19 protein-coding genes and 1 pseudogene are annotated in these 22201 nt (G+C 70.8%); 13 read left to right on the top strand and 7 right to left on the bottom strand.

The window, feature by feature from the left end; translation table 11 throughout:
• Nucleotides 1-1410: pseudogene (locus F8271_RS18760) on the top strand (DNA polymerase III subunit gamma and tau); the annotation flags it as partial.
• 28 nt (nt 1411-1438) lie between these two features.
• Here F8271_RS18760 and F8271_RS18755 read toward each other — a convergent pair.
• Nucleotides 1439-2512: an NAD(P)-dependent alcohol dehydrogenase gene (locus tag F8271_RS18755; protein WP_151491061.1), complete on the bottom strand. Its 1074-nt coding sequence runs from the start codon at nt 2510-2512 to the stop codon at nt 1439-1441.
• 169 nt (nt 2513-2681) lie between these two features.
• Here F8271_RS18755 and F8271_RS18750 point away from each other — a divergent pair, with 169 nt between their 5' ends.
• From F8271_RS18750 to F8271_RS18715, 8 genes are all read left to right on the top strand, one after another.
• On the top strand, nt 2682-3884 hold the full coding sequence (locus F8271_RS18750) for a hypothetical protein (protein WP_151491060.1): 1203 nt from the start codon (nt 2682-2684) through the stop codon (nt 3882-3884).
• A gap of 157 nt (nt 3885-4041) precedes the next feature.
• Nucleotides 4042-4350, top strand: a complete 309-nt coding sequence (locus F8271_RS18745) for a YbaB/EbfC family nucleoid-associated protein (RefSeq protein ID WP_225854615.1) — start codon at nt 4042-4044, stop codon at nt 4348-4350.
• Nucleotides 4351-4358: 8 nt separating this feature from the next.
• Nucleotides 4359-4952, top strand: a complete 594-nt coding sequence (gene recR, locus F8271_RS18740; protein ID WP_151491058.1) for a recombination mediator RecR — start codon at nt 4359-4361, stop codon at nt 4950-4952.
• Nucleotides 4953-5195: 243 nt separating this feature from the next.
• A complete protein-coding gene (locus F8271_RS18735; protein WP_151491057.1) occupies nt 5196-6869 on the top strand; it encodes an ABC transporter substrate-binding protein in 1674 nt (557 codons plus the stop codon).
• 97 nt (nt 6870-6966) lie between these two features.
• Entirely contained in the window at nt 6967-7974 is a 1008-nt protein-coding gene (locus tag F8271_RS18730; RefSeq protein WP_151491056.1) for an ABC transporter permease, read from the top strand.
• A gap of 65 nt (nt 7975-8039) precedes the next feature.
• Nucleotides 8040-8999 carry an ABC transporter permease gene (locus tag F8271_RS18725; protein ID WP_225854614.1) on the top strand — a complete coding sequence of 320 codons (960 nt, stop codon included), beginning with the start codon at nt 8040-8042 and terminating at the stop codon, nt 8997-8999.
• Between the two features lie 55 nt (nt 9000-9054).
• Nucleotides 9055-10041: an ABC transporter ATP-binding protein gene (locus F8271_RS18720; RefSeq protein ID WP_151491055.1), complete on the top strand. Its 987-nt coding sequence runs from the start codon at nt 9055-9057 to the stop codon at nt 10039-10041.
• Nucleotides 10038-11138, top strand: coding sequence for an ABC transporter ATP-binding protein (locus tag F8271_RS18715; RefSeq protein ID WP_151491054.1), 1101 nt, complete (start codon nt 10038-10040; stop codon nt 11136-11138). Before F8271_RS18720 ends, F8271_RS18715 begins: the two co-directional genes overlap by 4 nt.
• Before the next feature lie 54 nt (nt 11139-11192).
• Here F8271_RS18715 and F8271_RS18710 read toward each other — a convergent pair whose 3' ends face one another.
• Both F8271_RS18710 and F8271_RS18705 read right to left on the bottom strand, forming a co-directional pair.
• Nucleotides 11193-11573 carry a hypothetical protein gene (locus F8271_RS18710; RefSeq protein ID WP_151491053.1) on the bottom strand — a complete coding sequence of 127 codons (381 nt, stop codon included), beginning with the start codon at nt 11571-11573 and terminating at the stop codon, nt 11193-11195.
• Nucleotides 11573-12214, bottom strand: a complete 642-nt coding sequence (locus F8271_RS18705; RefSeq protein WP_151491052.1) for an HNH endonuclease family protein — start codon at nt 12212-12214, stop codon at nt 11573-11575. Before F8271_RS18705 ends, F8271_RS18710 begins: the two co-directional genes overlap by 1 nt.
• A gap of 107 nt (nt 12215-12321) precedes the next feature.
• Between F8271_RS18705 and F8271_RS18700 the strand changes: the two genes are divergently transcribed.
• On the top strand, nt 12322-13815 hold the full coding sequence (locus tag F8271_RS18700; RefSeq protein WP_151491051.1) for an MFS transporter: 1494 nt from the start codon (nt 12322-12324) through the stop codon (nt 13813-13815).
• A gap of 30 nt (nt 13816-13845) precedes the next feature.
• Here the strand turns inward: F8271_RS18700 and leuA are convergent, their stop codons facing one another.
• On the bottom strand, nt 13846-15597 hold the full coding sequence (gene leuA / locus F8271_RS18695) for a 2-isopropylmalate synthase (protein WP_151491050.1): 1752 nt from the start codon (nt 15595-15597) through the stop codon (nt 13846-13848).
• Between the two features lie 237 nt (nt 15598-15834).
• On the bottom strand, nt 15835-17106 hold the full coding sequence (locus F8271_RS18690) for an MFS transporter (RefSeq protein WP_151491049.1): 1272 nt from the start codon (nt 17104-17106) through the stop codon (nt 15835-15837).
• A 152-nt stretch (nt 17107-17258) separates the two neighbouring features.
• Here F8271_RS18690 and F8271_RS18685 point away from each other — a divergent pair, with 152 nt between their 5' ends.
• Nucleotides 17259-18170, top strand: coding sequence for a helix-turn-helix transcriptional regulator (locus tag F8271_RS18685; RefSeq protein ID WP_151491048.1), 912 nt, complete (start codon nt 17259-17261; stop codon nt 18168-18170).
• A gap of 13 nt (nt 18171-18183) precedes the next feature.
• Here the strand turns inward: F8271_RS18685 and F8271_RS18680 are convergent, their stop codons facing one another.
• A complete protein-coding gene (locus tag F8271_RS18680; RefSeq protein ID WP_151491047.1) occupies nt 18184-18723 on the bottom strand; it encodes a nitroreductase family protein in 540 nt (179 codons plus the stop codon).
• A gap of 84 nt (nt 18724-18807) precedes the next feature.
• Nucleotides 18808-19599, bottom strand: a complete 792-nt coding sequence (locus F8271_RS18675) for a hypothetical protein (RefSeq protein ID WP_225854613.1) — start codon at nt 19597-19599, stop codon at nt 18808-18810.
• Between the two features lie 257 nt (nt 19600-19856).
• On the opposite strand from F8271_RS18675, the gene F8271_RS18670 reads away from it, so the two are divergent.
• Together F8271_RS18670 and F8271_RS18665 are read left to right on the top strand one after the other, a co-directional pair.
• Nucleotides 19857-21122, top strand: coding sequence for an aspartate kinase (locus F8271_RS18670; protein ID WP_151491046.1), 1266 nt, complete (start codon nt 19857-19859; stop codon nt 21120-21122).
• A gap of 5 nt (nt 21123-21127) precedes the next feature.
• A complete protein-coding gene (locus F8271_RS18665; protein ID WP_151491045.1) occupies nt 21128-22189 on the top strand; it encodes an aspartate-semialdehyde dehydrogenase in 1062 nt (353 codons plus the stop codon).
• Nucleotides 22190-22201: the final 12 nt, after the last annotated feature.

Below are 22201 nucleotides of genomic sequence, written 5' to 3'. Positions count from 1 at the left end.
GCCCCGACCTCTGCCCCGCCGTGGGAGGTCGACCCGGCATCGTCCCCGACCCGCAGCGCCGCAGCCCAGAGTGCTCCGATCTCGGGTGCTCAGCCGTCGGGCGCTTCCGCCTCGACCGCCGACTCGCCGATCCCGGCGTCGCCCGGCGCTGTGTCGGCTGGTGGCTCGCCCGCCCCGCGCCGCGTGGTGCCGCCGTCAGCGGTGCTCCCCGACCCGGCGACACCCGTACCGCCCCGACCGGGTGCGCCGGCTGCCGCGCTGGACGCCGTCGCGGTCCGCCGGGTCTGGCCCGACGTGGTCGGCAAGGTCAACCGGACCAACAAGCGCATCGCCGCCCTGATGCGTGACGCGGTCGTCCGTGAACTCGACGGCGACATGCTGGTGCTGACGGTCAAGTCGACCGTGCTGGCCAAGATGATGGCCGACCACGCGGCGGTGCTCACCGACGCGCTGTACGAGGAGTTGGGCGGGCGCTGGCAGATCCGTTGCGAGGTGGCCGGCGAACGAGGTGGCACGCCGCTGTCCGCCCCACCCGCGACGGCTGCCGCGCCGCCTGCTCCGGCGGCTGCCCGACCCGCCCCGGCGAACGCATCGCCCAGCGCAACGACCCCGGCCACCGCTCCGACGACCCCGGCCACGGCTGCTGGGGCGACGACCCCGGCCGCGGTTCCGACGAACGCGGCCACGGCTGCTGGCTCGACGAACCCGGCCACGGCTGCTGGCGCGTCGAACACGCAGCCCGCTGGCTCGGTGGCCGACGACGAGGACGACTGGCCGGAGGCTGCCCGCCCCGGCGGCTACGCTCCCGCGGTCCAGGCGACGGACGGGGAGGACTGGCCGGAAGCTGCCCGACCTGGTGGCACCGCCGTGGCTGACCGCGTCCCCGCCTCGGCATCCGGCGTGAACGGCGCCGACGCGGCCCGTGGCGCGTCGGACGGCGGTGGCCACGGCACGGCGAACGGTGTCGGCCTGGGAGCGAACGGTGACCGCTCGGGTGGCTCCGGCTCGGCGACCGGTAAGCCGGACGTGCGGGCGGGCAACCCGACACCGGCGGCCCGGCAGCCGGCGGCAGCCGGTGGCGCACCGGTGAGCAGCGCCATCGCCGCCGCCCGCGCGGCGGCGGCGGGGCGCGGTGCGCGTACCGCAGCGGTAGCCCGGCCTGTCGCGGACGCCGAATGGGCGGGCGAGCCGCCCTACGACCCGGACTTCGACGGCCCGCTGCGCGGCGGTCGGCCGGGTGGCGCCGCCCCGGCGGCGGCCCCGGCCCTGGAGGGGTTCGACCCGGGCGACGAGCCGTTGGACGACGTCATCGACGAGAAGACCGCGCGGGAGTCCAGCGAGGAACAGGCGGTACGGCTGCTCCGGGAAACCTTCGGTGCCGAAAAGATCAACGAGGTCGATGCCCGCTGACACCCCGAGCCCGTGATCCGGGGGGTCCTCAGTCGAAGACGACGACCCGACGGCCCACCACGTCACCGCGGCCCAACGCTTGGAGATTCTCGTTGATCTCGTCGAGCCGCACCGCGGTGACGGTGTGCTCGATCCGCCCTGCGGCGGCCAGCGCGAGAACCTCGGTCAGATCGTTGTAGTTGCCCCAGAACGATCCGAGGAATTGCAGCTCGCCGCCGACGATGAAGTTCAGGGGGACCTCGACCTGGGTGCCCATCAGGCCGACTGCGACGACCGCCCCCTCGGACCCCAGGATCGCGAAGTCGAGCGCGATCGACTCCTTGGCGCCCGTGCAGTCCAGGACCGCGTCGACCGCCCGGCGGCCGGTGAGTCTCTCGAGCTCGTCCTGCACCTGGCCGGCACTCTTGCCCCGAGTGTTGACGGTGTGATCGGCGCCGTTGCGCCTGGCGACCTCGAGCTTGTCGTCGGTACGGGAGAATCCGACCACGGTCGCGCCGGCGCCGAGCAGCTTCGCGTACTGCACGGCGTAGCTGCCCAGGCCGCCGATGCCGGCCACCACCACCGTACGTCCCGGGCCGAGCTTGCCGGCCGCGCTCAGCTTCTTCACCCCGCGGTACGGGGTCAGCCCTGCATCGGTCAGCGGCGCGAAGTTCTCGGGCTGCTGGCTGTCGCCGGCCGGCACCCGGATGAGCTGGCGATGCGGCACCGCGACGTACTCCGCGAATCCGCCGGGCGGCCCGAAACCTGGCCATCCGCCGGTGCCGGTGCACATCTGCTCGTTGCCCTCATGACACTGCCGGCAGGTCCCGTCGCCCCAGCCGGGGTTCACCACGACCAGATCGCCCTCGGAGAGGCCCGCCGAGGCGGGCACCTCGGCACCCCGACCGGCCACGTGACCCGCGATCTCGTGCCCCGGCGTGATGGGGAACTCGATCGGCGCGGCGGCCTGGAAATATCCCTCGACGAGCTGGAAGTCGCTGCGACACATGCCGGTCGCCGCCACTTTGATCAGGACCTCGTCCCGCCCGAGCTCGGGAACCGGAATCTCCTCCAGCCGCCATGGTTCGTTGTAGCCGTACATCCGAGCCGCCCGCATCTTCATGACAACCTCCTGATCTCAGCGATGCTGTCGCTGTCGTAACGCCGGATAGCGGACAGGCGGACCCCTAAAAATGCCCGCTTACGCACGGTACGTCAGCACTCGTCCGTGCGATCGGCGATCTGCCTATCCGGTCGTTACGACGTTCCCGGGCGCTGTCAGGATGTGCGCCGTGAAGATCACCTCGACTGCGGAGGAAGTAGCCGACGGCAGCCGGTTCGGCCGTGACCACGCGAAGTCGGCGGTGCTGGCGGTCGCTGGCCTGATCCTGTTGATCTCGGCGCGGTGGATGCCGTGGGTGACGGTGCGTCCCAACGAGTTCGCCGCGGACCGGCTGTTCGGCCGAGTGCCCTCGACCGAGGCACGGACGTTCGGGCTGACCGACCTCGCGGGCTACTGGCAACCGCTCTACGTCGGGTGGGCGGCGCTGCTGGTGCTGCTGGTCGCGGCGTGGGTACGGCCGCAATGGCGGTTCGGTGTGCGGTTGGCCGCGATCCTGCTCGGCGTGGTGCTCGGAGTCGGCACCCTCCTGCCGGCCACGGCCGCCATCGACGTCAGCGGCTACCCGTCGGACGATCATCCCAACGCCGACCTCCTTGGTGGCGTCTGGTCCGCGCTGTTCGGGATGCTGTTGCTGGTACGCGCCGTCACAGCCCTGAAGCCGTCGACGCCGACCGCCTCGGAGCCGACCGCACCGGCGGCCGCTGCCGCCGTCTTCGTGGATGAGCCTGCCACGGCAGATTCGACCTCCTTCGTCTGGCAGGGTTCACGCCCGAACACCCGGCCGGATGCGCCCTGGTGGCGACGCCCCGCGCCGATCGCCGGCGTGCTGGCGGTCCTCGGTGTGGCAGTCCTCGTCGTCACGGTCAGCTGGCGGGCGATCGACTCGGCCGACGACCAGACCCCCGACCTCGGTGCGCTGGTGGTCGCGGCTCCCGCCGGTTGGGCCCCTGCCACGCCGGCCGTGGCGCACGACCAGGCCGACCTCGACCTGGGCCGGGTTCTGCCGCTCTCCGAGGCGCGAGCGCACCTGCTCGCCGAACAGGCGGGCGGCGACCTGATTCATGCGGCCGCCTCGGCCTGGACCCGCCCGGACGCCACCCTCGTGTCGATCACCCTGCTCGAGTTCGGATCGGCAGGGTCGGCGGACCAGTTCCAGCGTTCCTACAGCGACCTGCGGGAGGCGACCCCCGGCGAGGTGACGCCGCTCGCCGACGTGCCGGGCTCAGCGGTCTTCGTGAATGCCGAGCGGACCGGGGTGTGGGCCGTCGCCGGCCGGCACGAGGTCGTCCTGATCGTCAGCGCGGTCGGCGGCCCGCCGGGCAGCGTGCCGGTCGTCGAGTCCCTGGTCCGGGAGCAGTACGACCGGCTCTGATTCCCGGCGTCCCCGGCCCGCGATGAAGGAGCCCGGGCCTCGGCGTGGGCGGACGCACCGGGGCGCTGCGGCGTCGGTCCCAGCGGTTAGGCTGATCGGCGGCCGAGCAGACGAGTGCGAGAAGGAGCCATCCGTGCGCCCAGGTGGACAGCCGAACATGCAGCAGATGCTGAAGCAGGCGCAGAAGATGCAGCAGCAGATCGCCGTCGCCCAGGCCGAGCTGGCCGAGGCCGAGCTGACCGGCACCGCCGGTGGTGGGCTGGTCACCGCGACGGTCTCCGGCGCCGGCGAGCTCAAGACCATCAAGATCGACCCGAAGGCCGTCGACCCGGACGACGTGGAGACGCTGGAGGACCTGGTCGTCGCGGCTGTGCACAACGCCGCCGAGGCGGCCCGGGAGCTGACCGAGCGCAAGATGGGCCCGGTCGCCGGCGGCATGGGCGGCCTCGGCCTGCCCGGTTTCTGAGCCGGCAGATGTACGAAGGTGCCATCCAGGACCTGATCGACGAGCTGGGTCGGCTGCCGGGCGTGGGCCCGAAGAGCGCCCAGCGGATCGCGTTCCACGTCCTGTCGGCGGATCCGGCCGACGTCACCCGGCTGGCCGGCGCGCTGCGCAAGGTCAAGGAGCTGGTGCGGTTCTGCACGACCTGCTACAACGTGGCCGAGTCCGAGCAGTGCCGGATCTGCCGCGACCCGCGCCGCACCGACGAGGTGCTGTGCGTGGTGGAGGAACCAAAGGACGTGGTGGCCATCGAGCGGACCGGTGAGTTCCGCGGTCGCTACCACGTGCTCGGCGGCGCGATCAATCCGCTGGAGGGGATCGGGCCGGACAACCTGCGCATCCGGGAGTTGATGACCCGGCTGAGCGGCGGGGCGGTACGGGAGCTGATCCTGGCCACCGACCCGAACACCGAGGGTGAGGCGACCGCCACATACCTGGCGCTGTTGGTGAAGCCGATGGGCATCTCGGTGACCCGGCTGGCCAGCGGGCTGCCGGTCGGCGGCGACCTGGAGTACGCCGACGAAATCACCCTCGGCAGGGCCTTCGAGGGCCGTCGGGCGGTTTGAGTCGTACCCCGAGGGGTGGTGCCGTTACCGACGGTGCCACCCCTTCGTGGTGCCCGGCGCCGAGTGGATCGATGTGTCGCTCCATGTGTTCGCCGGACCGTCGACTGTCAGACCCCCGGGCAAGGTGTCGGCTTGGTAGCGATTGCCTGACGCCCGTTTCGCTTCTCGTGTGACATGCCATAGCCTCCCGCTCACGGACCGAGCCGCAGCTCGGCGTGGTCATGCGCATGACAGAGGTGAGAGATGCAGGCGAGAAGGCTCAAATCGGCTGTGGCCATCGCGGCCGTTGCCGCTCTGGCGGTCGGCGCGGCCGGCTGCGCGGAAAGTGAGCGCGACGGCGGCAGTGGCGAGGCCAAGACTGGCGGCACCTTCATCTTCGCGGGTGCCGGTGACCCGAAGAACTTCGATCCAATCTTCAACGATGACGGTGAGTCGTTCCGGCCGGTCCGGCAGATGTTCGACACCCTGGTGAGCCACAAGCCGGGCACCGCCGAGCTGGAGGGCGGCCTGGCCGAGAGCTGGGAGCACGACCCCGAGGGCAAGGTCTGGACGTTCAAGCTCCGTCAGGGCGTGAAGTTCCACGACGGCACCCCCTTCAACGCCGCCGCGGTCTGCTACAACTTCGACCGCTGGTACAACATGAAGGGCGCCGCCGCCCAGTCCCAGATGATCTACTACATGGACACCTTCGGCGGGTTCGCGAAGAACGAGGCCGAGGGCGCCGGCGAGTCGATCTACGACAAGTGCGAGGCCACGGACGACGGAACCGCCGTCCTCTCGCTCAAGAAGTACAAGGGTGCCTTCCCGGGCGCCTTCGCGCTGACCTCGCTCTCGATCGCGAGCCCCGAGGCGCTCAAGAAGTACGACGCCGACACCGTCACGCAGAACGGTGACTCGTTCTCGTACAGCGCGTTCGCCAACGAGCACCCGGTCGGCACCGGCCCGTTCACCTTCGGTGGCTGGGACAAGGCCAAGAACGAGATCACCCTCAACCGGAACCCGGACTACTTTGGTGACAAGGCCAAGGTGGACAAGGTGATCATCAAGGTCATCAAGGACGAGAGCACCCGCAAGCAGGAGCTCCGTGCCGGCACCGTGCAGGGCATCGACTTCCCGGCGCCGGCCGACCGCAAGGCGCTCGAGGGTGAGGGCTTCCAGGTCATCAACCGCCCGGCCTTCAACATCCTGTACCTGGGCATCAACCAGAAGAACCCGAAGCTGAAGGACCTGCGGGTGCGGCAGGCGATCGCCTACGCGCTCAACCGTCAGCAGCTGGTGCAGACCAAGGGCCCGGGAGGCGCGAAGGTCGCCGACGAGTTCATGCCGGACACCGTGCTCGGCTACGCCCCGGACGTGCAGAAGTACGAGTACAACCCGGACAAGGCCAAGCAGCTCCTCAAGGAGGCCGGCGCCGAGGGTCTGACGCTCAACTTCTACTACCCGCCGGACGTCTCCCGGCCGTACATGCCGAACCCGCAGGAGATCTTCACCGTCCTCGCCAACGACCTCCAGGCCGTGGGCATCAAGGTCAACGGTGTGCCTCGTCCGTGGAACGGTGGCTTCAAGGACGACGTGCAGCAGTTCGGCAAGCAGGACCTGCACATCCTCGGCTGGACCGGTGACTACAACGACCCGGGCAACTTCGTCGGCACGTTCTTCGGCCGGGGCAAGGTCGAGTTCGGCGACCAGTCGATGAACGAGATGTTCGACGCCATCGCCAAGGCCGACGGCACCGTCGACGACGCCGCCAAGAAGGCCGCCTGGGAGCAGGTCAACCGGGACATCGCCGCCAAGTGGCTGCCGGCCGTGCCGGTCTGGCACGCACCGCCGGCGATCGTCGTCACCAAGGACGTCGAGGGCCTGAAGGCCAGCCCGCTGACTGACGAGCGGTTCAACACCGTCAGCGTCAAGAAGTGACGTCAATCGGCTGACGCCGTAGGCGGAATCGGCCCGGGTTGGGGGTTTCTCCCCTGCCCGGGCCGATTCCGCGACCATCGAGAGTCTGGTGTGAGAGATGTTGCGAGTCATAGTCCGCCGCCTGCTGCAGTTGGTGGTGACCCTCATAGCCCTGTCGGCGCTGATCTTTATCTGGCTGCGGAATCTGCCCGGCGGTCCCGTCGAGGCGCTCCTCGGCGAGCGGGCCACGCCGGAGCGCCGCGCCCTGCTGACCAAGGCGCTCGGCTACGACCAGCCGATCCTGGTGCAGTACGGCAAGTTCATGCAGCGAGTCCTCACCGGCGACTTCGGCAACTCGATCCGGACCGGTGACCCGGTCACCGAGGTCATCAGCCGTGCCTTTCCGGCCACCATCGAGCTGGCCATCGCCGCGATGATCATCGCCGTCGGGCTCGGGGTGCCGTTGGGGTATCTCGCCGCGCGCTGGCGGGGGCGCTGGCCGGACAACCTCACCATCGCAGGCACCCTGCTTGGCATCTCGATTCCGATCTTCTTCCTGGGCTACCTGCTCAAGGACGTCTTCACGCAGAACATCCACTGGTTCCCGCCGTCCGGACGGCTCACCACCGGACTGGACAACACGAACGTCACCGGGTTCTTCGTCCTCGATGGCCTGCTGACCCGGGAGTTCGACGCCAGCGCCGACGCGTTGTGGCACCTGATCCTGCCGGCGATCACGCTGGCCACGATCCCGCTGGCCGTGATCGTGCGGATCACCCGGGCCAGCGTGCTCGACGTGCTCAACGAGGACTACGTGCGGACCGCCGAGGCCAAGGGCCTGCGGCATCGCACCATCCGGGGCCGGCACATCCTGCGCAACGCGCTGCTGCCGGTCGTCACCACCATCGGTCTGCAGACCGGCGCGCTTCTCTCCGGCGCGGTGCTCACCGAGAAGGTCTACAACTGGGGCGGCCTCGGCACGCTGATCACGGACTCGATCAGCGGCGGCCGGGACTACCCGGTGCTCCAGGCGATCATCCTGCTCGCCGCGCTGGTCTTCGTGGTGGTCAACCTGCTGGTCGACCTCTCCTACGCCTTCATCGACCCGAGGGTGCGTGTGCGATGAGTGATCCGATCATCCAGGCCGGAGCGCCGGCACCCCGTAGTGGGGACGACAAACCACGCCCCGGCATGAGCGAGCGCAGCATCGGCGTGCTCGGCGACCGCAAGAAGGCCCGGCTGGACGAACTGGCCCGGGCGAGTGCGTCCGACCGGGGCGGGGTCAGCCTAGTCCGGGACGCCGTGCGTCGGTTGCGGCGCAACCCGGTCGCCATCGTCGGGGCCAGCATCGTCGGCCTGTTCATCCTGGTGGCGATCTTCGCCCCGCTGATCGCGCCGCACGACCCGGTACAGCGCTTCGACGAGCTGACGAAGAACCTCACCGTGGACTCGATCCCGGGTGCCAGCGGCGACTTCCCGTTCGGTTCCGACCCGCTCGGTCGGGACTTCCTGTCCCGGATGATCTACGGCGCCCGTCAGACGCTCTTCGTCGGCGTGCTCGCCACCCTCATCGGCCTGGTGCTCGGTGTGCTGATCGGCGCGATCGCCGGTGCCTTCGGCGGCTGGATCGACGTGGTTCTGATGCGACTCACCGACGTGATGCTGGCCCTGCCGAGCCTGCTGCTCGCGATCACGCTTGTCGCGATGGCGAGCCGGTCGAGTCAGTGGACGGTGATCTTCGCGGTGGCGATCGTGAGCGTGCCGATCTTCGCCCGACTGCTGCGCGGCTCCATGCTGGCCCAGCGGGAGAGCGACCACGTGCTCGCCGCCCGCGCGCTCGGCGTCAAGGAGCGCAACATCGTGCTGCGGCACATGCTGCCCAATTCGCTGACCGCGGTGATCGTGCAGGCCACCCTGACCTTCGCGGTGTCCATCCTGGACGCCGCGGCGCTCTCCTTCCTGGGCCTCGGCGACCCGGACATCAACCGGGCCGAGTGGGGTCTGATGCTGGGCGTGGACGGTCAGCGGTACTTCGAGGTCCGACCGGAACTGGCGTACTACCCGGCGCTCGCGATCATCGTGGTCGCGCTCGGCTTCACCCTGCTGGGTGAGGCGATGCGTGAGGCGATCGACCCGAAGAACCGGCGGTGATCGCGGTGCGCGCAACCAGCACGGCCGGCCTCTGCCGGCGAGAGGAAGTGACCCGATGAGCCTGCTCGACGTCCGTGACCTGAGCGTGGTGTTCCAGCGGCGAGGCGAGCGGCCCTTCACCGCCGTCGACAAGGTCAGCTTCACCGTGGAGCCGGGGCAGACCGTCGGCCTGGTCGGCGAGTCCGGCTGCGGCAAGAGCGTGACCAGCCTGGCCATCATGGGCCTGCTGCCCAAGCGGGGCAACAAGGTCACCGGGGAGGTGCTCTTCGAGGGCACCGACCTGCTGAAGCTGCGACCGGACGACATGCGTGACCGGCGGGGCCGGGAGATCAGCATGATCTTCCAGGACCCCCTGTCGTCGTTGAACCCGGTCATCCCGATCGGTGTGCAGGTGGCCGAGGTGCTGGAACGCCACCAGGGCCGGGACCGCAAGCAGGCGCTGCGGGAGGCGCGGGACCTGCTCGACGCGGTCGGCATCCCCGACCCGCAGCGGCGACTCAGCGAATACCCGCACCAGATCTCCGGCGGGATGCGCCAGCGCGCGCTGATCGCCATCGCGCTGGCCTGCAAGCCGCGACTGCTGATCGCCGACGAGCCGACGACCGCGCTCGACGTGACCATCCAGGCGCAGATCCTCACCCTGCTCAAGCAGTTGGTCGACGAGACCGGCACCGCGCTCGTCATGATCACGCACGATCTGGGCGTGGTGGCCGGGCTCTGCGACACCGTCAACGTGCTCTATGGCGGCAAGGTGGTCGAGCGGGCGCGACGGCACGAGCTGTTCGCGCACGCACGGCACCCGTACACCCACGGGCTGCTCAACTCGGTGCCCCGGCTGGACTCGCCGCGCGGTGAGCGGCTGCACGCGATCCGCGGGTCGGTCTCCGACAACATCCCGTGGGCCGAGGGGTGCGCGTTCGCGCCGCGCTGCGACAACGTCGTGGACGCGTGCCTGGAAGGGCCTCCGCCGCTCGAACCCACTGCCACCGGTGGCGACCTCCGCTGCAACAACCCCGTCTCCGAGGAGGTGGCGGCCCGATGACCGACCAGACCGGTCCCCTGATCGAGCTGCGTGACGTCAAGGTCCACTTTCCGATCAAGAGTGGCCTGCTCTTCGACCGGACCGTCGGCTACGTCTACGCCGTGGACGGCGTGTCGCTGAGCATCCGCAAGGGTGAGACGTACGGCCTGGTGGGCGAGTCGGGCTGCGGCAAGTCGACGCTGGGTCGTGGCCTGCTGCGGCTCGTCGAACCCACCGACGGCGAGATCATCTTCGACGGCACCGACGTCCGCGCTCTCAAGGGCGAGGCGATGCGGCACGCCCGCCGCCGCATGCAGATGATCTTCCAGGACCCGCTGTCCAGCCTCGACCCCCGGCAGTCGGTGGAGTCGCTGCTGGTGGAGGGGCTCAAGGCGCACGGGTTGGCCGGCGACAAGGCCGAGACGAACCGTCGGCTGCGCGAGACGCTGGAGGCGGTCGGCCTTCCCGCGTCGGCTCTCAGCAAGTACCCGCACGAGTTCTCCGGCGGCCAGCGCCAGCGCATCGGCATCGCCCGGGCGCTGGTGCTCAACCCGGACCTGATCGTCGCCGACGAGCCGGTCTCCGCGCTGGACGTGTCGATCCAGGCCCAGGTGCTCAACCTGCTGGAGGACCTGCAGAACGAGCGCGGCCTGACCTACCTGATCATCGCGCACGACCTGGCGGTGGTGCGGCACATCGCCGACACGGTGGGCGTGATGTATCTGGGTGGGCTGGTGGAGGAGGCGTCCAGCGACGACCTCTACCGCGAGCCGATGCACCCGTACACGCGCGCGCTCATGTCCGCGGTGCCGGTGCCGGACCCGGTGGTGGAGGACCGCCGGGAGCGGATCCTGCTCGCCGGTGACCTGCCGTCGCCGACCAACCCGCCGTCGGGCTGCCGGTTCCACACCCGGTGCCCGTGGGCGCAGCCGACCCGGTGCGCCGACGAGCGGCCGGAACTGCGCGACGTGGTCGGCGGGCACCGGGTGGCCTGCCACTTCGCCGAGGACATCGCCGCCGGCCGGATCCGGCCGCACGAGGTCGAGGTGGAGCTGGTCCGCCCGGTGGAGGGCACCGGCCCACTCGACCCGCCGGGCGAGCTGATCCCGACCCCGTGACACCTGAGGGGCCGTCCGTCACCGGGCGGCCCCTCAGGTCGTACGGCGGGCGGCTCAGCCCTCGGGGCGGTGCAGCAGTGCCACGGCCACGCCGTGCACCGCGTCCAGCCCTGCCGGGTCGGCCAGCGCGACCGTCCCGCCGGTCACCGCGTACCACTCATCCGCGTCCTTGTACTGCACCCGCAGGGTGACCTTGCCGTCCGCGTACTCGGTGCGCAGCGTCAACTCGCCGGTGACGACGCCGACCTCGTCGGTCATCACCCCACCCGGACCGGGCACGATGTCGGCGCTGCGGCTCTGCGGGGCACTGGCGCCGGTCGAGTCGGCGACCATGCCGGCCCCCGGCACCGCGGCCGGCGTGTCGCCGGTGCCGTCGGCGGTCATCCCGGCTGTGGACGGCGCGTTGTCCGCGTCTGTCGCCGCTTCCTCGCTCATCAACAGCCCTCCAGCATGTCGGTCAGGGCGGCCTTCTCGGCAGTGGTCACCGTCAGCCGCCAGTGGTGCTTGACCGTCACCCAGCTCTTGGCGTATTGACACCAGTACGACCGGTTTGCCGGCTTCCACTGGGACGGGTCCTGGTCACCCTTTGCCCGGTTGGAGGACGCGGAAACCGCGATGAGCTGCGGACGTGTCGTGTCGTTGGCGAAGTCGCCGCGCTTCGCGTCGTCCCACTCGTCGGCGCCCGAACGCCACGCGTTGGCCAACGGCACCATGTGGTCGATGTCCACGTCGGAGGGATCGGTCGCGCTGCGGCCGTCGTACACGCTCTCCCAGCGACCCCCGACCACGTTGCAGCCGGAGAGCTTCACGTCCTTACCGTCGCGTTGCAGGATGCTGTCCCGCACGTCGCAGTTCTTGCCGGTGTCCCGCCAGTGTGGGAAGCGTTCCCGGCTGTAGCCCTTCATCGAGCCGGCGCTGGCGACGGTCAGCTGGCCCAACTGCTCGACGGCGTTGCCGCCGCCACCCGGTGGCGGCGTCGACTCGGGCTCCTCGGGCGGGACGCAACCGGCCACGCCGAGCGCCAGCGCCGCGACGAGCGCGGCCACCGACGCACGCTGTCCTGATCTGGTACGCACAGACGACACCTCTCCAGCTTGCGGGCTCCCGGCGATTGCGCACAGTACCCGGGCATGGTTTCGGCGTTTCGTGGCGTCTCCCACATCCTGCAAGGCAGATTGGTGGGATGACCGCACCCGTACCGGCACCCGCGCTGCGGATGGGCACCGCCGCAGGCCGAGGAACGCTGCTCGCCGCGGTGCTCGCCTCCGGCATGGTCTTCCTGGACAGCACGGTCGTCAACGTGGCACTGCCGAAACTCGGCCAGGACCTCGGGGCGAACGTGGCCGATCTCCAGTGGACCGTCAACGGGTACCTGCTGATGCTGGCCGCGTTCGTCCTGCTCGGCGGATCCCTCGGGGACCGCTTCGGCCGGCGGCGGATCTTCCTGATCGGGGTGCTCTGGTTCACCGTCGCCTCGGTGCTGTGCGGCCTGTCCCAGGACACCGGCATGCTGATCGCGGCCCGGATCCTCCAGGGCGCGGGCGGCGCGCTGCTCACCCCCGGCTCGCTGTCGGTGCTCCAGGCCAGCTTCCACCCGGACGACCGGGGCCGGGCGATCGGCGCGTGGGCGGGGCTGTCCGGGGTGTCCACGGCGTTGGGGCCGTTCATCGGCGGCTGGCTGATCGACGCGCTGTCCTGGCGGTGGATCTTCTTCCTCAACCTGCCGATCGCCGTACTGGTCCTGCTGGCCGCGCTGCGCTGGGTGCCGGAGAGCCGCGACGAGAACGTCTCCCGTACGCACGGGCCGGGCCGCACCCGGCGTCGGTTCGACGTGGCCGGGGCACTGCTCGGGGCGCTCGCGCTCGCCGGCGTCACGTACGCGCTGATCGACGCGCCCGTCCGCGGGTTCGCGTCGGCGCCGGTGTTGGTCGCGGCGCTCGTCGGCGTGCTGGCGGCGGTGGCCTTCGTGCTGGTGGAACGGCGGCGCGGTGACACGGCGATGCTGCCCACCGGGCTGTTCGGCAGCCGCCTCTTCTCGGTGCTGAACATCTTCACCGTGGTGGTCTACGCGGCGCTCAGCGGGTTCACCTTCTTCTTCGCCGTCTACCTGCAGAACGTCGTCGAGTGGTCGGCCCTGCGTACCGGCATCGCGCTGCTGCCGATGACCCTGCTGCTGTTGGTCGGATCGGCGCGGGCCGGCGCGCTGGCGGCGCGGATCGGCCCCCGGCTGCCGCTGACCGTCGGGCCGATCATCGCCGCCGCCGGTCTGCTGCTGCTGCGCGGCGTGCGGCCCGGTGCGTCGTACTGGACCGACGTGCTGCCCGGGGTGTTGCTGTTCGGCGTCGGGCTGACCCTGGTGGTGGCACCGCTGACCGCGTCGGTGCTGGCCGCCGTCCAGGACCGGTTCTCCGGAGTGGCCAGCGGCTTCAACAACGCCGCCTCCCGGGCCGGCGGTCTGCTCGCGGTGGCCGCACTGCCGCTGCTCGTCGGCCTCTCCGGCGGCGGATACGAGCAGAAGACGGAGCTGGCGAACGCCTACCGCGGCTCGTTGGCCTGGTGCGCGGGGCTGCTGCTGGCCGGCGCGGTGCTGGCCCTCGTGCTGGTCCACCGGCCACCCCGCGCGGCCCCACCGTCGCAGCCCTGCCACTCGATGCCCGCCGCCACACCCCCGAAGTAGGAAACCCACCTCGGGGGTGTGGCGAGCGCGTCAGCTGCGAGCGCGGTTGACGGCGCTGGTGACCGCCTTGATCGAGGCGGTGACGATGTTGGCGTCGGTGCCGACACCCCAGACCGTCCGACCGTCCACCTCGCACTCCACGTACGCGGCGGCCTGCGCGTCCCCGCCGGAGGACAGCGCGTGCTCGTGGTAGTCGAGCACCCGTACGCCCACCCCGACCGACTGGAGCGCGTTGACGTACGCGTCGATCGGGCCGTTGCCGACCGCGGTGAGCGACCGCTGCTCGGTGCCCACACCGACCTCGGCCTCGATCTCGACCTTGCCGTCGGTGGTGCGGATCGTGTAGCCGGCCAGCCGGACCGCCGGGTCGCGCTGGTGGTCGAGCAGATAGTGGGTCGCGAAGATCTCCCACATGGCGGCCGGGTCGACCTCGCCGCCGTTGTGGTCGGTGACCTGCTGCACCACACCGGAGAACTCGATCTGGAGCCGGCGCGGCAGGTCCAGTTGGTGCTCGCTCTTCATGATGTACGCGATGCCGCCCTTGCCGGACTGCGAGTTGACCCGGATGACGGCCTCGTAGGTGCGGCCCAGGTCCTTCGGGTCGATCGGCAGGTACGGCACCGCCCAGGTGTGCTCGTCAACCGGTACGCCGGCGGCCTTCGCGTCGGCGGTGAGGGCGTCGAAGCCCTTCTTGATGGCGTCCTGGTGTGAGCCGGAGAAGGCCGTGTAGACCAGGTCACCCGCGTACGGGTGGCGCTCGTGCACCGGCAGTTGGTTGCAGTACTCGACGGCCCGGCGGACCTCGTCGATGTCCGAGAAGTCGATCATCGGGTCGATGCCCTGGGAGAAGATGTTGAGCCCCAGCGTCACCAGGTCGACGTTGCCGGTGCGCTCACCGTTGCCGAACAGGCAGCCCTCGATGCGGTCCGCGCCGGCGAGCAGGCCCAGCTCGGCGGCGGCCACCCCGGTGCCCCGGTCGTTGTGCGGGTGCAGGCTCAGCACCACGCTGTCGCGGCGCGGCAGGTGCCGGTGCATCCACTCGATCGAGTCGGCGTACACGTTCGGCGTGGCCATCTCGACCGTGGCCGGCAGGTTGATGATCAGCGGCCGGTCGGGCGTCGGGTCGATCACGTCGATCACCCGGGAGCAGACCTCCAGCGCGTACTCCAGCTCGGTGCCCGTGTAGGACTCCGGCGAGTACTCGTAGTAGATGTCGGTGTCCGGGGTGTGGATCTCGGCGTACTTCTGGCAGAGCCGGGCGCCGGTGGTGGCGATGTCGGCGATGCCGTCCTTGTCCAGGCCGAAGACCACCCGTCGCTGGAGGGTGGAGGTCGAGTTGTAGAAGTGCACGATCGCCCGCTTCGCCCCGCGCAGCGACTCGAACGTCCGGTCGATCAGGTGCTCCCGGCACTGGGTGAGCACCTGGATGGTGACGTCGTCCGGGATCATGTCCTGTTCGATGAGCTGCCGGACGAAGTCGAAGTCGGTCTGGCTGGCCGACGGGAAGCCGACCTCGATCTCCTTGTAGCCCATCTGCACCAGCAGCTGGAACATCCGCCGCTTGCGCTCGGGCGACATCGGGTCGATCAGCGCCTGGTTGCCGTCGCGGAGATCCACGGCGCACCAGCGTGGCGCGGCGTCGACGTGCCGGGTGGGCCAGGTGCGGTCCGGCAGGTCGACCCGGAACTGCTCGCGGTAGGGCTGGTAGCGGTGGTACGGCATCCGGCTCGGGCGCTGCCGGGCGATCGGATCGGTGTCAGCGTCGGTGACAGGTTGAGCCATCTCAGATTGCTCCCTGGAACAGGTGGCGTCAGCAGATCGGAAGGTGTCGGCGAGTTGCCGGGCGACGGTGCGCGGCGGTGCCGAGAGGAAACTCAGATGTGCTGGACGGCGCGATGCAACTCCGCGACGAGGTGCCGGCCGGTCAGGCCTCGTCGCGGCCGCTAAGGAGAAGAAGCGCCCGCCACATGACCAAGTCACCCTACGTGATGAAACGGAGGGTTGAAAGATAGGTCCGGACTATGGGACCGGCGTCATGGTCTGCTCCGGGGCCGCGGCACCCAGTCGCGGCGTCCGTGTGGCCCAGGCCACCGCCGGTACGATCGCCAGCCCCATCAGCACGAAGATCGCTGCCGCCGGGAACCAGCCCCAGCCACCCGTGGTCACGCCGAGCGCGGTCAGCCCGGCCGGGGCGATCAGGTACTGCACCTGGGAGCCGAGCCGGAACGCGCCCACGTACGCGCCGCGCTGCTCGTCCGGCGGGAGGGTGGCGGTGAGCCCCCAGGCACCCGCCGACTGGATCAGCTCGGCCAGGATCAGCAGCGTCGCGGCGGCCACCAGCAACACGACGGTGAGCGGGCCCCGGGTGAGCCCGGAGATCGGCAGGACCAGGCAGGCCAGGGCGATCAGCAGGCCACCGCGGCGGGAGGCCCTCGCCGCGCCCGAGGCGGTGTCGGCGCCCCGGCTGACGCGTACCTGGAGCAGCACGATCAGGACCGTGTTGAGCAGCACCAGGGCGGCGATCACCGTCTTCGGGGCGTCGGTGTGGGTGAGGATCCAGAGCGGCATCACCGTCAGGTAGAGCACCCCGTGCGCGGTGAGCAACCCGGAGAGCAGGGACACCACCATGAACGGGCGGTCGCGCAGCACGGCGAGCCGGCTCATCGGCTCCTCCGGCCGGGCGACCTGCGGCAGCCGGGGCAGTCGCCGTACGAACAGGGCCGTCACCAGGATCATCGCCGCGATGAACCACACCATCGCGCGGTACGCCTCGATCGTGTCCACGGCCAGCACCAGGCCGCTGATCACCGCGCCGAGCCCGAAGCCGACGTTCAACGACGACCGCTGGTACGCCATCGCCGTGACCCGTTCGGCCGGTGGGAGCGCGTTGATCGAGTAGACCTGCCGCGCCACGCCCGTCGACGCGTCCACCGCCGCCAGCGCCACCACCACGGCCAGGAAGCCCGCGAAGCCGCCAACGAACGGGTACGACGCGAAGAGCGCCGCGTCCAGCACCAGCCCGACCAACCAGACCCGCTGCGGCCCGTACCGGTCGGTGAGCCCGCCCAGCGGCACCGTACCCAACAGCGACACTCCCGCCGAGATGGACAGGCCGAGCCCGACCTGGGCGGCGCTGAGTCCCAGCGCCCGGGTGAAGAAGACGGCACTGCCGGCGTGGAACAGTCCGCTGCCGACGGCGTAGACCATGGCCTGCACGGCCAGCGCGCGGGTCAACCCGGCCGGCGGTACGACGTGTTGGACAACGGTGCGGATGGTGTCTCTGGCCCCCATGGCCGGTGAGTGAACCGTGCCCCCACGATGCCGGTCGAGTCTTTTAGGCTGAACCGAATCCTGCTCCGGGGGGGCGTGTGTCCGAGTTGCGGTTCAGTCTGGCCGATGTGGCGGGGGTGCGGCTCGCCGTGTCGCCGGTTAACGAGACGGTCATGAGCATGTGGGCGCTGGCGAGCCCGGTCCGCTACGCGGTGCACCTGCCCTGGATCGACCGCGCCCGGGTGACCCTGCGCCGCCCCGAGGTCGCCACCCGGGTCCGGCCGCTGACCGAGCTGACCTGGCGGGGTTGCCCGTTGCCCGACTTCCTCACCCCGGCGGCCCGACCGAACGTGGAGATGGCCGAGCAGCTCGACCAGATCGCCGCGACGTCGCCGGCAGTGGTAATCCAGGATCTGCTGTCGACCACCGCGCGCCGGCCGCTGAGTCCGTTCGGGCAGGCACTGCTTGCCGACCCCCGTGGGCTGCTGCCACAGCTGGTCGACGCACTGCGGGTCTGGTACGACGAGGCGATCGCCCCGGACTGGCCCCGGATGCGGGCGCTGCTCGACGCCGACGTGGCGTACCGGGCCGCCCAGCTCGCCGAGGGTGGTGCCGGTCGGTTCTTCGAGCAGCTCCACCCGAGCCTGCGCTGGCACGGTGACCGGGTGATCAGCGACGACCCGTTCGGGCGGGACTTCGACCTCCGAGGTCGTGGGCTGGCGCTGAACCCGACGGTGTTCACCGAACGGCGGGTGCTGTGGAACCTGCTGGAGGATTCGTTGCCGGCCGGCGCGTACCCGGTCCGGGCCGTCGGAACGCTCTGGGAGGGAACGGCGCCGCCACCCGGAGACCCCCTGGCGCGGGTGGTCGGCCCGGGCCGGGCCGCCCTGCTGCACCTGCTCGACGCGGCGACGACCACCACCGACCTGGCCCGACTCACCGGGATGTCCGCCGGAGGGGTGTCCCAGCACCTCGGCGCGCTGCACGCCGCCGGCCTGGTCTCCCGGTCCCGCCAGGGTCGGCACGTCCTCTATCGCAACACCGAGGCCGCCGCGGTCCTTCTGCGCGCCAGCCGCGGCGGTTAGCTTTGCCGACCGATCAGCCGAGCAGCAGGTCGGCCAGGGGGCGGCGGCGACGCAGGCCGGTCTCCTCGGCAACCAGGTCGGCCGGGAGGCTGAGCGGGTCGCCCAGTTGCCCGACGGCCACCACCGCGTACGGCCGCACGTCGGCGGGAAGGTGCAGGTCGGCGGCGAGTCCGGCGCGGTCCACGGTGAGGACCTGGCGGACGTGCAGCCCGAGCGCGGTGGCCTGCACGGTGAGGTGGGCGACCGCCTGGCCCAGGTCGTAGACGACCCCGTCGGCCGGTGCCGCGTCGGTGTCGACGTGCGCGGCGAGCAGCAGCGCGGCAGCCCGGTGCGCCCAGCGCTGCTCACGCTCGGGCAGGTTGACCAGGATCCGCTTCCAGGTCTCGTCGTCGCGGTGGCCGAGGGTGAAACGCCAGGGTTGCCGGTTGCCCAGCGACGGTGCCCAGCGGGCCGCCTCCAGCAGCGAGGCGGCATCGGCCGCGCTCAGCTCGTCGGAGGGGTGGAACGCCAGTGGGCTCCAGCGGTAGGCGAGCAGCGGGGTCAGGTGGGCCATACGAGAATAGTCCCGTATGGGCGATTTTCCCTTTGGGTGGGGGTTGGCAGAATGTGGTCAAGAGCACCCGTAACGGGACGACGATCAGGACGTTCCCGCGCTCGGGCTGCCCGACGGATCGGCGGTCGGCGTCGGCGGAGCCGCGGTGCCGAGCGGGTCGCCGTCGATCACCGGGCCGGCCAACTGCACGGTGGCCGGAGGCGGCCCGGGCGGCGCGGCCAGCCGCAGCGTCCCGGCCTCCGTCCGCACACCGGTCGGTGTGCCGTCCCGGTCGTAGCAGTAGATGCCGACATCCAGCGGGGCGTTCAGCGAGGCCGACGTGGAGTCCACCGAGTAGCAGGTGCCGGTCAGGCCCTCCGGCGTGGCGGCCGGGGCGACCGCGAGCGGGGCCCGCCGGTCGGTGAGCACGTCCAGCCAGTCGGTCAGCGGGTGCTGGACCCGAGGGTCCAGCCGGCGGGCAATGGGCTCGTCGCGCTCCCCGACGCGTACGCAGCTCGCCGGCTCGGACCGAACGGCCGACGGCAGGGCGCACTGGAACAGCCCGTCGGCGGTGGCGGCCAACGAGACGTCGACGGTGCCACCCAGCGCGCCACCGGGCACGTCCACCCGCCAGGTGCCGTCGTTCGCGCTGGCGAACACGACGGTGCGGTCCGGTTGGCCGGTCCGGCTGTAGACGTACTGCGCCACCAGGCGGCGATCCTGGGCCGCCGCCGCGAGCGCGGCCAACTCGTCCCGGGCCGCGTCCACCTGCGCCGGCGGGCTGTCGGTGGGCGGCGGGGCGGGAGGCTGCTCACCGGTACAGGCGACCAGGGCTGCCGGCAGGACGAACACGAGCGGCCCGAGCAGGCGGCCGGCCGAGCGGATGAGGACGGGCACCGGCTCATTCTGGTGGGTGGCGGAGGCTGGTGGGGACCGGCGTGTACCCGGCCCGCTCCGGCGTGTCGGGAACGCCGCCCCCGGCGTACCGCCGCCCTGGTCAGCCGGGGCCGGCCGTGCCGGGCGGGCCGGATGGTGGGATCACCTGACCCGGCGTCGTTACCCGCCGGATACCCTGGAGGGGTCTGACACGCGCCGCCGGCCCCGGTTCCGGCGGCGTCGGCACGCTCAGGGTCGCTGGGAGGGAGTGCACCGTCGTGGCACTCGTGGTGCAGAAGTACGGCGGGTCCTCCGTCGCCAATGCCGAGCGGATCAAGCGGGTGGCCGAGCGCATCGTCGCCGCCCGCAAGGCCGGCGACGACGTGGTGGTGGTGGTCTCCGCGATGGGGGACACCACCGACGAGCTGCTCGACCTGGCCAACCAGGTCAGCCCGCTGCCGCCGGGCCGCGAACTGGACATGCTGCTCACCGCCGGAGAGCGGATCTCCATGGCCCTGCTGGCCATGGCCATCCACAACCTGGGGTACGAAGCCCGCTCGTTCACCGGTTCGCAGGCCGGCGTGATCACCACCTCGGTGCACGGCCGGGCGCGCATCATCGACGTCACCCCGGGGCGGCTCAAGGGCGCGCTCGACGAGGGCTCGGTGGTCATCGTGGCCGGATTCCAGGGCGTCTCGCAGGACACCAAGGACGTCACCACGCTGGGCCGCGGCGGATCGGACACCACCGCCGTGGCGCTCGCCGCCGCGTTGCACGCCGACGTCTGCGAGATCTACACCGACGTGGACGGCATCTTCACCGCCGACCCGCGGATCGTGCCCAACGCGCGACACATCCGGCACATCACCTACGAGGAGATGCTGGAGCTGGCCGCCTGCGGCGCGAAGGTGCTGCACCTGCGTAGCGTGGAATACGCCCGGCGGGCGGGGTTGCCGATCCACGTCCGTTCGTCATACTCGACCAACACCGGCACGATGGTCACCGGATCGATGGAGGACCTTTCCGTGGAGCAGGCACTGATCACCGGAGTCGCGCACGACCGCAGCGAAGCCAAGATCACAATCGTCGGGGTGCCCGACGAGCCGGGTGCCGCCGCGCGGATCTTCGACACCGTCGCCGGCGCCGAGATCAACATCGACATGATCGTGCAAAACGTCTCCACCGAGGGCACCGGCCGCACGGACATCTCGTTCACGCTGCCCAAGGCCGACGGCCCGACCGCGATGGCCGCGCTCAGCAAGATCCAGGAACCGGTCAAGTTCAAGGGCCTGTTGTACGACGACCACGTCGGCAAGGTCTCGCTGATCGGTGCCGGTATGCGCTCGCACCCGGGGGTGGCCGCCGGGTTCTTCGCCGCCCTCGGTGCAGCCGGGGTCAACATCGAGATGATCTCCACATCCGAGATCCGGGTCTCCGTGGTCTGCCGGGACACCGACCTCGACGCCGCCGTACGCGCCATCCACGACGCGTTCGAGCTGGGCGGGGACACCGAAGCCGTGGTCTACGCGGGGACGGGTAGGTAGCGCCGATGGCGGCGCTGCCCACCCTCGCCGTGGTCGGAGCGACCGGTGCCGTCGGCACCGTGATGTGTGAGCTGCTCACCGGGCGCCGCAACGTCTGGGGTGAGATCCGTCTGCTTGCCTCCGAACGCTCGGTCGGGCGGCGGGTCCGCTGCCGAGGTGAGGAACTCGTCGTCCAGGCGCTGACCCCGGAAGCGTTCGACGGCGTCGACGTGGCGATGTTCGACGTGCCCGACGAGGTCTCCGCCGAGTGGGCACCGGTCGCGGTCGCCCGTGGCGCGATCGTCGTGGACAACTCCGGTGCCTTCCGGATGGACCGGGACGTCCCGTTGGTGGTTCCCGAGATCAACCCCGAGCAGGTTCGCAACCGCACCCGGGGCATCATCGCGAACGCCAACTGCACCACCCTCGCGATGATCATCGCGGTGGCGCCGCTGCACCGCGAGTACGGCCTACGGGAGCTGGTGATCGCCTCGTACCAGGCCGTCTCCGGTGCCGGTCAGGCCGGCGTCGACATCCTGCACGACCAGCTCACCAAGGTCGCCGGAGACCGACTGCTCGGCTCACGCACCGGCGACGTACGCCAGGCCGTCGGCGACGACCTGGGCCCGTTCCCGGCGCCGCTCGCGCTCAACGTGGTGCCCTGGGCCGGCTCACCCGCCGACAGCGGCTGGTCGTCGGAAGAGATGAAGATCCGCAACGAGTCCCGCAAGATCCTCGGCCTGCCCGACCTCAAGGTGTCCGCCACCTGCGTACGGGTGCCCGTGGTCACCGGCCACTCGGTGGCCGTGCACGCCAACTTCGCCACCGAGGTCGACGCCGAGGGTGCCCGCGAGGCACTACGCAACGCCCCCGGGGTGATCGTGGTCGACGATCCGGCCGCGGGCGAGTTCCCGATGCCGATCGACGCCGTCGGCACCGACCCGTCCTGGGTGGGCCGGATCCGCCGCGCCCTGGACGACCCCCGCGCCCTGGACCTCTTCATCACCGGCGACAACCTCCGCAAGGGCGCAGCCCTGAACACAGCCCAGATAGCCGAACTACTAGCCAAAGAGCTAAAAACCCCGTAACCCCCCGGGCCC

The organism is Micromonospora sp. ALFpr18c (assembly GCF_008868155.1).
In the GTDB taxonomy this organism is placed as follows: Bacteria; Actinomycetota; Actinomycetes; order Mycobacteriales; family Micromonosporaceae; genus Micromonospora.
This window is presented reverse-complemented; position numbering and strand designations above follow the sequence as displayed.